Annotated in this window: 11 protein-coding genes; 9 read left to right on the top strand and 2 right to left on the bottom strand. The window is 47.9% G+C overall.

Annotated elements, in window-relative coordinates; translation table 11 throughout:
- Window positions 1-30: 30 nt before the first annotated feature.
- Window positions 31-801, bottom strand: coding sequence for a DUF1853 family protein (locus tag LRP49_RS24830; RefSeq protein ID WP_274146324.1), 771 nt, complete (start codon window positions 799-801; stop codon window positions 31-33).
- Between the two features lie 164 nt (window positions 802-965).
- Between LRP49_RS24830 and LRP49_RS24825 the strand changes: the two genes are divergently transcribed.
- Complete coding sequence (locus LRP49_RS24825; protein WP_274146322.1) at window positions 966-1724, top strand: Nif3-like dinuclear metal center hexameric protein; 759 nt, start codon at window positions 966-968, stop codon at window positions 1722-1724.
- A 58-nt stretch (window positions 1725-1782) separates the two neighbouring features.
- Here LRP49_RS24825 and LRP49_RS24820 read toward each other — a convergent pair whose 3' ends face one another.
- The gene (locus LRP49_RS24820) at window positions 1783-3069 is read right to left on the bottom strand and encodes a citrate synthase (protein WP_274146321.1); all 1287 of its coding nucleotides are present in this window, start codon (window positions 3067-3069) and stop codon (window positions 1783-1785) included.
- Between the two features lie 405 nt (window positions 3070-3474).
- Between LRP49_RS24820 and sdhC the strand changes: the two genes are divergently transcribed.
- The 8 genes from sdhC to sucD all read left to right on the top strand — a co-directional run bounded on the left by sdhC (window position 3475) and on the right by sucD (window position 13019).
- Window positions 3475-3867: a succinate dehydrogenase cytochrome b556 subunit gene (gene sdhC / locus LRP49_RS24815; protein WP_274146319.1), complete on the top strand. Its 393-nt coding sequence runs from the start codon at window positions 3475-3477 to the stop codon at window positions 3865-3867.
- A complete protein-coding gene (sdhD, locus tag LRP49_RS24810) occupies window positions 3861-4208 on the top strand; it encodes a succinate dehydrogenase, hydrophobic membrane anchor protein (protein WP_274146317.1) in 348 nt (115 codons plus the stop codon). Before sdhC ends, sdhD begins: the two co-directional genes overlap by 7 nt.
- Window positions 4209-5975, top strand: a complete 1767-nt coding sequence (sdhA, locus tag LRP49_RS24805) for a succinate dehydrogenase flavoprotein subunit (protein ID WP_274146315.1) — start codon at window positions 4209-4211, stop codon at window positions 5973-5975.
- Window positions 5976-5990: 15 nt separating this feature from the next.
- Window positions 5991-6701, top strand: coding sequence for a succinate dehydrogenase iron-sulfur subunit (locus tag LRP49_RS24800; protein WP_274146313.1), 711 nt, complete (start codon window positions 5991-5993; stop codon window positions 6699-6701).
- A 126-nt stretch (window positions 6702-6827) separates the two neighbouring features.
- Window positions 6828-9638 carry a 2-oxoglutarate dehydrogenase E1 component gene (gene sucA / locus LRP49_RS24795; protein ID WP_274146311.1) on the top strand — a complete coding sequence of 937 codons (2811 nt, stop codon included), beginning with the start codon at window positions 6828-6830 and terminating at the stop codon, window positions 9636-9638.
- 27 nt (window positions 9639-9665) lie between these two features.
- Window positions 9666-10880, top strand: coding sequence for a 2-oxoglutarate dehydrogenase complex dihydrolipoyllysine-residue succinyltransferase (gene odhB, locus LRP49_RS24790; RefSeq protein WP_274146309.1), 1215 nt, complete (start codon window positions 9666-9668; stop codon window positions 10878-10880).
- 100 nt (window positions 10881-10980) lie between these two features.
- Complete coding sequence (sucC, locus tag LRP49_RS24785) at window positions 10981-12147, top strand: ADP-forming succinate--CoA ligase subunit beta (protein WP_274146307.1); 1167 nt, start codon at window positions 10981-10983, stop codon at window positions 12145-12147.
- Window positions 12147-13019, top strand: coding sequence for a succinate--CoA ligase subunit alpha (gene sucD, locus LRP49_RS24780; RefSeq protein WP_274146305.1), 873 nt, complete (start codon window positions 12147-12149; stop codon window positions 13017-13019). The genes sucC and sucD overlap by 1 nt, the downstream gene beginning before the upstream one ends.
- Window positions 13020-13051: the final 32 nt, after the last annotated feature.

Genomic DNA, 13051 nt, shown 5'->3' with positions numbered 1-13051 from the left:
CCCAACTGGGTGGCTTTTTTGTGTGCGATGCTATTCGGTTTTATTTGGCCAGCCTTCCGGGACGATAAACCAATGCTTCCTGTTTTCATCAATCAGGTGAACGGCGCGACGCAAATCCGTATCTAATGAATAAAGCGGCAGTTCTGAGGTATCCGGTGCACACATCCATTGGTGACGCGCCAATTGATAAAACTGTTTACCTTCTGGCACTTGATGCGGCCAGCACCAATACCCAGAAACAACGTCAGGGTTAATTTTTACGGCGATTGGGTAGTCGCGGTAAGGCATGAACGGGTTGATGAACAATCGCCCCTGCATCAAGAGTTTTCGTTTGGTGATTGGAAGATCAGGATATGTGCGTTGATAAGCCTCGGTAGTAGTCAGCGCAAGTTGCTGATTGAGCATTTTTGCAAGCTTCTTGGACAATGTGTCCTTTGCGTTAGGGCCATGCCAATCGTCACCGAAAGCGAGATAGAATTTTATCGCAACCTCCCAGTGTTCGAGGTCATTGCTGCCATTTTTCACCACAAAGTCCACTGCACCTATGGTTCTTCCTTCGTCTTCAACCTGAATTTCTTCAGCGACAATCTGGTGGTCTTTACTCGCACTCAAGCATTGTTGGATTAACCACTGATAATAAAAACCAATGCGGTGTCCACCGTGATAGGGCGTGGGTGAAATGTCGGGAAGGTGGCTCCAAAAATCATGCGGCACGCAGAGGGATGGCTCTAACGCTACAACGCTGCTGGCATCTCGAATCCACGCCAAATCTCTTTGTACTTGGTTTTTGTCGGCAAACATTCGACATCCTTTTCTTTATAAGCAATAACCCCAAGTAACTTGACGATACTGGACTCATCGAGGGGTCATGAAGACGAGATCTTACCGTAATCAAGGTTCACCTGCACGGAGGAGACAGTTAGAATGAGTGTTAATAAACGACAACGCCTGATTCAGGAAGAAAAATGAATAACATCGAACTCGAAAATATTTTAAATGGATATTTAAAACCGTTTGCGATTAAAGATTATTGCCCTAACGGCATGCAAGTTGAGGGAAAGGAATCGGTCACAAAAATCGTAACGGGTGTAACGGCATGTCAGGCGTTGATTGATGCGGCGATTGAAAATAAAGCCGATGCCATTTTGGTCCATCATGGTTACTTTTGGCGTGGTGAGGCAGAGCCACTGCGTGGCATGAAATTCAAACGCATTAAAGCGTTGATTGAAAATGGAATTAACTTGTATGCATATCATTTACCGCTCGACGTTCACCCAGATGTAGGCAACAACGCCCAATTGGCAAAGCTTCTCGGTATCGAGCAGAAAGGTGGGCTTGAAGATGGCAATCCGAATTCCGTGGCGGTGTGGGGAGAGTTACCTGAACCTTTAACAGCGCAAGCATTTGGTGAGTTGCTGGAGTTGAAACTGTCTCGCCAGCCACTGCATATTGAAAGTGGCAATGATGCGCTGATTTCTCGCATTGGCTGGTGTACTGGTGGTGGTCAGGACTTCATTGATTTGGCCGCGAGCAAAGGCATGGATGCGTTTATTTCGGGTGAAGTGTCAGAACGCACCACTTTTTCTGCCAGAGAGCAGGGGATTCATTATTTTGGTGCTGGTCACCACGCGACAGAGCGATACGGTATTAAGGCTTTGGGTGAATGGTTGGCGAGTGAACACGGCTTGGATGTGACATTCATCGATATAGATAACCCTGTTTGATCGCAAAATAGAAATAAAAAAACGCCGCATTATGCGGCGTTTTTTTTAGGTATTTTAATTAACGTTCATCCATTGGTTTGAATTCACGTTGATCGTAGCCCGTGTAAAGCTGACGTGGACGACCGATACGGTTAGCCGGATCGCCATGCATCTCATTCCAGTGTGCAATCCACCCGATTGTACGAGACATCGCAAAAATCACGGTGAACATGGAGACTGGAATACCGATCGCTTTCAGAATAATACCTGAGTAGAAATCGACATTCGGATACAATTTTCTCTCGATAAAGTACTGGTCAGAAAGTGCAATGCGTTCTAGCTCCATAGCAACGTCCAACAATGGATCGCTAATATTCAGCTCATCAAGAACGTCATGACATGCTTGGTTCATTACCGTTGCACGTGGGTCGTGGTTTTTGTAAACGCGGTGACCAAAGCCCATCAAACGGAATGGGTCATCTTTGTCTTTTGCACGTTCAATAAATTCTGGAATGTTCTCAACAGAACCAATTTCTTCCAACATTTTCAAACATGCTTCGTTCGCGCCACCATGAGCAGGGCCCCACAGTGAGGCAATACCTGCTGCAATACACGCAAATGGGTTAGCACCAGAAGAGCCAGCCAAACGTACGGTTGACGTAGATGCGTTCTGTTCGTGGTCTGCATGCAATGTAAAGATTTTATCCATCGCTCGCGCGACAACTGGATTTACATCATATTCTTCACAGGGTGTTGCAAACATCATATGCAGGAAGTTTTCTGCATAATCCAAATCGTTGCGTGGGTAAATGAACGGTTGACCGATTGAGTACTTGTAACACATTGCCGCTAATGTAGGCATCTTCGATAGAAGGCGGAATGCGGTAATCTCACGGTGAAAATCGTTATTAATGTCGAGGGAGTCGTGGTAGAACGCCGCCAGCGCACCAACAACACCTACCATAACGGCCATAGGGTGTGCGTCACGACGGAAACCATGGAAGAAGCTAGCAATCTGCTCATGAACCATGGTGTGGCGAGTCACGATACGACGAAACTCTTCATACTGTTTGCGAGTTGGGACTTCCCCGTAAAGAAGGATATAACAAACTTCTAAATAGTCAGCGTTATTGGCTAATTGATCAATTGGGAAACCGCGGTGCAACAGAACGCCTGCGTCGCCATCAATATATGTAATTTGCGACTCACACGAAGCTGTAGCAACAAAGCCTGGGTCAAACGTAAAGTAACCATTAGCACCCAATGCACGAACGTCGATCACTTCTGGACCAACTGTGCCCCCTTTGATCGGCAGTTCGATAGGTGCTTCCCCGTCAATTTGTAGGGTAGCTTTCTTATCTGCCATAACATTCTCCTTTGTTATTTTATAATCCTATCCCGGATACGGACTCCGTTGTTTTACCGATCGACGAAGAAGTTGTCAATTTGGAGACGTGAACTTTGTCGGGTGTGCGCAAGTATAAAAAAAGTGTGCGGAATAAGTTAATGCTCTGTTTCGGGATTTCCGTCAATTTTATTGGTTTGTGTTTAAATGTTACGGGGCATATACTCTGCGCAGGTCTCTGGATATTACTTAAAGCCGGAGCGTTTCGGGGCTCAAATCGAAATTTTCTCTGCGTAAAACAGCACGTGAGCTGCAGAAAATAGCAGTAGAGGCTGTAAAACGTAATTTAGATGTTGTAGGTCTGGCGCTGTAGCGTGATGTGATTCCAGAGAGTGTTATATAACAATAATTGCTCAATGGAGCTGAGTGGGCCATATCGTGAAAGTAAAAAAGCCAAGACCGGTAAACCTCGACCTTCAGACCATTCGTTTTCCTATCACTGCGATAGCGTCAATAGCGCACCGGGTTTCAGGTGTTATCACCTTTATTTCGGTTGCCATCCTTCTTTGGCTGTTAAGCCTGTCGTTATCGTCTTCTAGTGGATTTGAAGCCGCCTCTGAAATCGTCAACAGTTTCTTCGTCAAGTTTGTGCTTTGGGGCATCCTCACCGCACTTGCTTATCACATCGTAGGTGGTATTCGCCATTTGCTGATGGACATGAAGTATTTTGAAGAACTGGAAACAGGTGCACAAAGTGCGCAAGTCGCATTTGGTGTCACAGCTGTATTGTCTGTTTTAGCGGGGGTTTTAGTATGGTAGGTCACGTATCATCTTTCGGCAGAAACGGTGTTCATGATTTTATTCTGATCCGTGCTACTGCCATCATCATGACACTTTACACACTTTATTTGGTGGGTTTTTTCGCCTTTGGGCCTGAATTGACTTACCAAGCCTGGATTGCTTTCTGGGGCCAAACCAGCACTAAAGTGTTCACCATGCTTGCGCTTGTTTGTGTGTTAATCCATGCGTGGATTGGCATGTGGCAAGTGCTAACAGACTACATCAAACCGACAATGCTTCGCGCGCTAATGCAGTTCGGTATTGTAGCACTGCTGTTTGTCTATTTATTGACTGGCTTTTTTGTACTGTGGGGTGTGTAAGTGAGTATTCCAGTAAGAGAATTTGACGCCATTGTTATTGGTGCTGGTGGTGCAGGTATGCGTGCCGCACTACAAATTTCTGAGCAGGGTTTAACTTGTGCATTGCTCTCAAAAGTTTTCCCAACCCGCTCTCACACTGTGTCCGCTCAAGGCGGTATCACGGTAGCTCTCGGTAATTCCCACGAAGATAACTGGGAATGGCACATGTACGACACGGTTAAAGGGTCGGACTATATCGGCGATCAAAACGCCATTGAATACATGTGTAAAACGGGACCTCAATCTATTATTGAGCTTGAGAAGATGGGGCTTCCATTTTCACGATTCGAAGATGGCAGTATTTACCAACGTCCTTTTGGTGGCCAATCTAAAGCCTTCGGTGGCGAGCAGGCAGCGCGTACAGCGGCAGCTGCTGACCGAACGGGTCACGCACTTCTTCATACCTTGTATCAGCAGAACATTAAAAACAAAACCACCATTTTTTCTGAGTGGTATGCGCTGGATCTGGTGAAGAACCAAGATGGTGCTGTTGTTGGTGCAACCGCGATGGACATGGAAAGTGGCGAGATTTGCTACTTCAAAGCGAAAGCAACCGTTCTGGCAACGGGTGGTGCTGGCCGCATCTATCAGTCAACGACTAACGCACACATCAACACTGGTGACGGTGTCGGTATGGCACTTCGCGCTGGCGTGCCGATGCAAGACATGGAAATGTGGCAATTCCACCCAACCGGTATCGCCGGAGCGGGTGTATTGGTAACCGAAGGTTGTCGTGGTGAAGGTGGTTACCTTCTTAACAAAGACGGCGAACGCTTCATGGAGCGCTACGCGCCAAACGCAAAAGACCTTGCAGGACGTGACGTTGTAGCACGTTCTATGATGGTTGAAATTCGCGAAGGGCGTGGTTGCGAAGGTCCATGGGGACCACACATTAAGCTGAAGCTTGATCATTTGGGCAAAGACGTTCTAGAGGCACGCTTGCCAGGTATTCTTGAGCTGTCTCGCACCTTTGCACACGTTGATCCGATAAAAGAACCTATTCCAGTCATCCCAACGTGTCACTACATGATGGGTGGCGTACCAACACAAGTTTCCGGTCAAGCAATCAAGCTAGACGCTAACGGCCAAGATGTTGAAGTACAGGGCTTGTTTGCTTGTGGTGAAATTGCAAGTGTATCTGTGCATGGCGCGAACCGTCTTGGTGGTAACTCGCTCCTGGACCTTGTCGTATTTGGTCGCGCAACAGGTTTGCATCTTGGCGAGACTTTGGCTGCACAAGTTGAAGCGCGTGATGCGTCTGAGTCAGATATCGAAGCGTCGTTGGCACGTGTTAATCGCTGGAACGCAACGCGTAAAGGTGAAGACCCAGTCCAAATTCGTAAAGACCTACAATCTTGCATGCAGAACAACTTCTCGGTATTCCGTGAAGGCGACGCAATGGCGAAAGGCCTAGAAGAACTTAAAGTTATCCGTGACCGTTTAAAAGAAGCGCGTCTGGATGATACATCGTCAGAATTCAATACCCAGCGCGTTGAGTGTTTGGAATTGGACAACCTGATGGAAACAGCTTTCTCTACGGCAGTTGCTGCAAACTACCGCACGGAAAGTCGTGGTGCGCATGCGCGTTTTGATTATCAAGAGCGCGATGATGAAAATTGGTTGTGCCACACCATCTACAACCCAGAAACAGAGTCGATGTCCAAGCGTGATGTCAACATGACGCCAGTTCATCGTGACGCTTTCCCACCGAAAGCGCGTACTTACTAAGGGAGGTAGAGAAACATGAAACTGAATTTTTCGGTATATCGTTACAACCCGGATGTTGATGACGCGCCACACATGAAAGGTTACTCCTTGGAGGTGCCGGAAGGCTCTGACATGATGGTGCTCGATGCCCTCATTTTGCTCAAAGAGCAAGACCCTACATTGGCATTCCGACGCTCTTGTCGTGAAGGCGTATGTGGTTCTGACGGCATTAACATGAACGGTAAGAACGGTTTGGCGTGTATTACTCCCTTGTCTGCACTGACCGACAAATCAAGCATTGTGATCCGTCCTTTGCCTGGTTTGCCTGTGGTACGTGACTTGGTGGTAGATATGACGCAGTTCTATCAAAACTACGAACGCGTTAAACCTTACTTGATTAATGATGGAACGCCACCATCGCGTGAAAATCTGCAATCGCCAGATGATCGCGCGCATCTTGATGGACTTTACGAGTGCATTATGTGTGCATGTTGTACAACGTCTTGCCCATCATTCTGGTGGAATCCAGATAAATTTGTAGGCCCTGCGGGCTTGTTGGCCGCATATCGTTGGCTCATTGACAGTCGTGATACGGCGACCGAGGAACGTTTATCGGATCTCGACGACGCTTTTAGCGTTTTTCGTTGCCATAGCATCATGAACTGTGTAAATGTTTGTCCTAAAGGGTTAAATCCTACAAAAGCAATAGGCCATATTCGCTCAATGCTGCTTAAACGCGCAGTGTAACGCTGGCCTCTGTACACCTACACGTTTTAAGAATTAAGCTCCTCTTCGGAGGAGCTTAAAAGGAACATCGACAACTGCGTCGATGGTCGCAATATCGTATATAACTAAAGTGGTTAAGGGATAACAATGCAAAATGGCGTGATGAAGGCTTGGTTAGAGTCTTCTCATTTGGCTGGCGCCAATGCAACTTACGTAGAAGACCTCTACGAACTGTACCTCAGTGACCCAGAGTCTGTAGATAGCGAATGGCAGGTGGTTTTTAATAGCCTTCCTGTCGTGAATGGCAACGCACCCGAGCAACCCCACTCAAGAGTTCGTGAATACTTCCGTAGACTCGCTACCGAGACAGCGCATTACAGTGCCTCAGTCAGTGATCCAGACGTCGATGCGAAACAGGTTAAAGTACTGCAATTGATCAATGCTTACCGTTTCCGTGGACATCAACAAGCAAATCTAGATCCTCTGGGTCTATGGCAACGCGACCGTGTGCCAGACCTAGATCCAGCATACCATACGCTCAACGAAGACGACTTCGAAGAGACGTTCAACGTGGGTTCTTTTGCCAGTGGGCAAGAGAGCATGAAACTTGCCGACTTGTATGATGCGCTCAAGAAAACCTATTGTGGTTCTATTGGTGCTGAGTACATGCACATTACTGACACAGAAGAAAAGCGTTGGATTCAACAACGTCTGGAAACTGTTGTTGGTTTGCCTCAGTTTTCAAGTGAAGAAAAAATTACGCTTCTTGAAGAACTGACGGCCGCAGAAGGGTTAGAGCGTTATCTTGGCGCGAAATTCCCGGGTGCGAAGCGCTTTTCTTTGGAAGGCGGCGATGCGATGATCCCAATGGTTAAAGAAGTGATTCGTCACTCTGGTGCCTATGGAACACGTGAAGTGGTTATCGGCATGGCGCACCGCGGTCGCTTGAACATGCTTGTTAACGTACTTGGCAAAAAGCCTTCTGAACTTTTTGATGAGTTTGCCGGTAAGCACGGCGAGTCTTGGGGTACGGGTGATGTGAAATATCACCAAGGTTTCTCAAGTGACTTCGCTACGCCAGGCGGTGATGTTCACCTTGTTCTCGCTTTCAACCCGTCACACTTGGAAATTGTAAACCCAGTAGTTATGGGCTCAGTGCGTGCCCGTCAAGATCGCTTAGGCGATAAAGACGGCTCCAAAGTGCTGCCAATTACGATTCACGGTGACTCAGCGATTGCAGGTCAAGGCGTGGTTCAAGAGACATTCAACATGTCTCAAGCCCGTGGTTTCAAAGTTGGCGGTACCGTGCGTATTGTCGTCAACAACCAAGTTGGCTTCACGACGTCGAATCCTAACGATACGCGTTCTACGCAGTATTGTACTGATATCGCCAAGATGGTTCAGGCTCCAATCTTCCATGTGAATGCAGATGACCCTGAAGCCGTTGCTTTTGTCGCGCGATTGGCTGTTGACTATCGCAATGAGTTTAAACGCGATGTTGTGATTGATTTGGTGTGTTATCGCCGTCATGGCCACAACGAGGCCGATGAGCCAAACGCGACTCAGCCTCTGATGTACCAAAAGATCAAGAAACATCCAACACCGCGTAAGCTATACGCTGATGTGCTTTCTGATCGTGGCGTGGCTGATATTGAGAAAGCAACGTACTTGATCAATGAGTATCGTGATGCACTTGATCACGGCGAGTGTGTCGTGAAAGAGTTCCGTCCGATGGCACTTCACTCTGTCGATTGGTCGCCTTATTTGGGGCATGACTGGACCGTTGAGTGGCCAAATACGTTTGATAAAGCGCGTTTGATTGAGCTGGGCCAGCGTCTTTGTACCTACCCAGAAAGTCACAAGCTTCAAAGTCGAGTAAACAAGCTGTACAACGATCGTACAGCCATGGTTGCTGGTGAAAAAGCCATTGACTGGGGTATGGCTGAAACTTTGGCTTACGCTACCATCGTTGATGACAACAAGCGCATCCGTATCTCAGGTCAGGATTCCGGCCGTGGTACGTTCTTCCATCGTCACTCCGTTCTGCACAATCAAAACGATGCGAGTACATATATTCCTTTGGCAAACATTCACGACAAGCAAGGGCCTTTCCAAGTCTTTGACTCCGTATTGTCAGAAGAGGCTGTGTTAGCGTTTGAATATGGCTATGCCACTGCAGAGCCTGGTGGTTTGACCATTTGGGAAGCACAGTTTGGTGATTTTGCTAACGGTGCTCAAGTGGTGATTGATCAGTTCATCAGTTCAGGTGAGCAAAAGTGGGGCCGTATGTGTGGTCTTACAATGTTGTTGCCTCACGGATATGAAGGACAGGGACCAGAGCACTCATCTGCGCGCCTTGAACGTTATTTGCAACTTTGCGCTGAGCAAAACATGCAGGTGATTGTCCCTTCGACACCCGCACAGGTTTACCACATGATTCGCCGTCAGGTATTCCGTCCAATGCGTCGTCCATTAGTCGTTATGTCGCCTAAATCATTGCTTCGTCATCCGCTGTGTACGTCAACGCTGGATGATTTAGCAAATGGTAACTTCTTACCTGCAATTGGCGAAGTTGACGAGTTGGATCCTAAGGCCGTGAAGCGCGTTGTGATGTGTTCAGGCAAGGTTTACTTCGACCTGCTTGAAGCACGCCGCAAAGAAGAAATCAAAGATGTCGCCATTATTCGTATTGAGCAATTGTACCCATTCCCGAAAGAGGATGTACAAGCTGCGATTAGCGAATATGTGAATGCCAAAGACTTTGTCTGGTGCCAAGAAGAGCCGCAAAACCAAGGCGCTTGGTACAGCAGCCAGCACAATTTCCGATTGGCTATTCCGGCTGATGCCACCTTGAGTTATGCAGGACGTGCTGCGTCGGCATCACCTGCGGTGGGCTATATGTCGGTGCATCTAAAACAACAAAAAGCGTTGATAGAAGACGCTCTTACCCTGAATTAAGAACTAGAAAGCTAAGGAATTAATGAAATGACAATCGAAATTCTGGTTCCCGACCTACCTGAATCAGTGGCTGATGCGACGGTTGCGACATGGCATAAGCAACCTGGCGATGCGGTGAGCCGTGATGAAGTGCTGGTTGATATTGAAACGGACAAAGTGGTGTTGGAAGTTCCAGCACCGGAAGATGGCGTATTGGAAGCAATTGTTGAAGTAGAAGGTGCAACCGTACTTTCAAAACAACTGATTGCAAAATTGAAAGCAGGTGCTGTTGCGGGTGAGCCAACTCAAGACGTGCCTGCATCGTCTGAAGCATCGCCAGACAAGCGCCACACTGCGTCTTTGAGTGAAGAGCAAAACGATGCATTGAGCCCTGCGGTTCGTCGTCTTCTGGCAGAAAATGATCTGAAAGCAGACCAAGTTAAAGGCACGGGTGTCGGCGGTCGTATTACACGTGAAGATGTGGATGCATTCCTGAAAAACGGTGCAGGTAAAGCACAAGCTGCCTCACCTGCAGCTAAAGAAGAAACGCCGTCTTTGGGTCACCGTAGCGAGAAACGTGTTCCGATGACACGTTTACGTAAGCGCGTTGCGGAGCGTCTGCTTGAAGCGAAAAACAGCACAGCAATGCTGACGACGTTTAACGAAGTGAACATGAAGCCAATCATGGACATTCGTAAGCAATACAAAGATGTATTCGAAGAGCGTCACGGTATTCGCTTGGGCTTCATGTCTTTCTATGTGAAGGCGGTTGTTGAAGCATTGAAGCGTTATCCTGAAGTCAACGCTTCGATTGATGGTGATGATATCGTTTACCACAACTTCTTTGACGTAAGCATGGCGGTATCTACGCCACGTGGATTGGTTACACCAGTTCTTCGTGATTGTGACCGCCTGGGTTTGGCTGACGTCGAAAAAGGCATCAAAGAACTGGCAATTAAAGGTCGTGACGGCAAATTGACCGTAGACGAACTGACGGGTGGTAACTTCACCATCACCAATGGTGGTGTGTTCGGTTCCCTGATGTCAACGCCAATCATTAACCCACCACAAGCGGCAATTTTGGGGATGCACAAGATCCAAGAGCGTCCAATGGTGGTTGATGGCAAAATTGAAATTCTGCCTATGATGTACCTTGCTCTTTCTTACGATCACCGTTTGATCGACGGACGCGAGTCGGTTGGTTTCTTGGTTACCGTTAAAGAGCTTTTAGAAGACCCAACACGTCTGCTGCTGGACGTTTAATTAGCAGTCCGGGTTAACCGGAAGCAGGGGGCAGGAGCCCCCTGTGTGGAAAGCAAAAAAACACACACTATAAAACGTAAATGGACACGGATAGAACATCATGAATCTGCACGAATATCAGTCAAAACAGCTTTTTGCTGAATACGGGCTGCCAGTATCTGAAGGGTATGCCTGCGACACTCCTCAAGAAGCGGCAGAAGCTGCGGACAAACTTGGTGGTGACAAGTGGGTGGTTAAATGCCAGGTACACGCTGGCGGCCGTGGTAAAGCGGGTGGCGTAAAGCTGGTCCAAACCAAGGATGAAATTAAAGAATTCGCTCAAAACTGGCTAGGTAAAAACCTGGTCACTTATCAAACAGATGCTAACGGTCAGCCAGTTAGCAAGATCCTAGTTGAAGATTGTACGGACATCGCAAAAGAGCTATATCTCGGTGCGGTTGTAGACCGTGGCACACGTCGCGTTGTTTTCATGGCATCGACTGAAGGTGGTGTGGAAATCGAGAAAGTGGCTGAGGAAACCCCTGAGCTGATCCACAAAGCGGCGATCGATCCATTGGTAGGCCCTCAGCCATATCAAGGCCGTCAACTTGCTTTCAAACTAGGTCTGCAAGGCGACCAAATCAAGCAATTCACCAAGATTTTCATGGGCATTGCAAAACTGTTCATCGAGCGTGATGTTGCGCTGGTGGAAGTTAACCCATTGGTTATCACTGGTGCAGGCGATCTGCACTGTCTGGATGCAAAACTGACAGTTGATAGCAACGCAGTTTACCGCCAGCCTAAGATCCGTGAAATGCACGATCCTAGCCAAGACGACGCGCGTGAAGCTCACGCAGCGCAGTGGGAGCTGAACTATGTTGCTCTGGACGGCAGCATCGGTTGTATGGTTAACGGTGCGGGCCTGGCAATGGGTACCATGGACATCGTAAACCTGCATGGCGGTAGCCCTGCAAACTTCTTGGATGTGGGCGGTGGCGCGACCAAAGAACGTGTAACCGAAGCATTCAAAATTATCCTCTCTGACGACAACGTAAAAGCTGTTCTCGTAAACATCTTCGGCGGTATCGTACGCTGTGACCTGATCGCAGACGGCATCATCGGTGCGGTGGAAGAAGTTGGCGTTAAAGTACCGGTTGTTGTTCGCCTTGAAGGTAACAACGCAGAACTGGGTGCGAAGAAATTGGCTGAGTCTGGCCTGAACATTATTGCTGCGACCTCACTGACTGAAGCAGCAGAGAAAGTTGTTGCTGCAGCGGAGGGTAAATAATGTCTGTTTTGATTAACAAAGATACCAAAGTAATCTGTCAGGGTTTCACGGGCGGTCAGGGTACTTTCCACTCAGAGCAAGCGATTGAGTACGGAACGCAAATGGTTGGTGGTGTATCACCAGGCAAGGGTGGTACCACGCATCTGGGTCTACCGGTATTCAACACAGTCGCGGAAGCTGTTGAAGCGACAGGCGCAACTGCAACGGTTATCTATGTTCCAGCTCCGTTCTGTAAAGACGCAATTTTAGAAGCAATTGACGCAGGCATCGAACTGATTGTGACCATCACTGAAGGCATCCCAACGCTTGATATGCTGGAAGTTAAAGTGAAGCTTGATGAAGCAGGCGTTCGCATGATTGGTCCTAACTGCCCAGGCGTTATCACACCGGGCGAGTGTAAGATTGGTATCATGCCGGGTCACATTCATAAGCCGGGTAAAGTGGGCATTGTATCCCGTTCAGGTACCCTGACTTATGAAGCAGTTAAACAGACGACGGATGAAGGTTTCGGCCAATCTACGTGTGTAGGTATCGGTGGCGACCCAATTCCAGGGTCTAACTTTATCGATATTCTCGAAATGTTCGAAAAAGATCCAGCGACAGAAGCGATTGTCATGATCGGTGAAATCGGTGGCACGGCAGAAGAAGAAGCTGCTGCGTACATCAAAGAGAACGTCACTAAGCCAGTTGTTTCGTACATCGCAGGTGTTACCGCACCTCCGGGCAAACGTATGGGACACGCAGGTGCGATTATCTCTGGCGGTAAAGGTACTGCAGAAGATAAATTTGCAGCACTGGAAGCGGCAGGTGTAACCACGGTGAAAAGCTTGGCTGACATCGGTAAAGCCTTGCGTAACAGCACAGGTTGGTAATACCAAACCAAATAAAAAACCGCTCTAATTAG

The organism is Enterovibrio qingdaonensis (assembly GCF_028683135.1).
GTDB lineage: Bacteria > Pseudomonadota > Gammaproteobacteria > Enterobacterales > Vibrionaceae > Enterovibrio > Enterovibrio qingdaonensis.
Note: the sequence above shows the minus strand (reverse complement) of the source record. Positions and strands in the feature narration are given on the sequence as shown.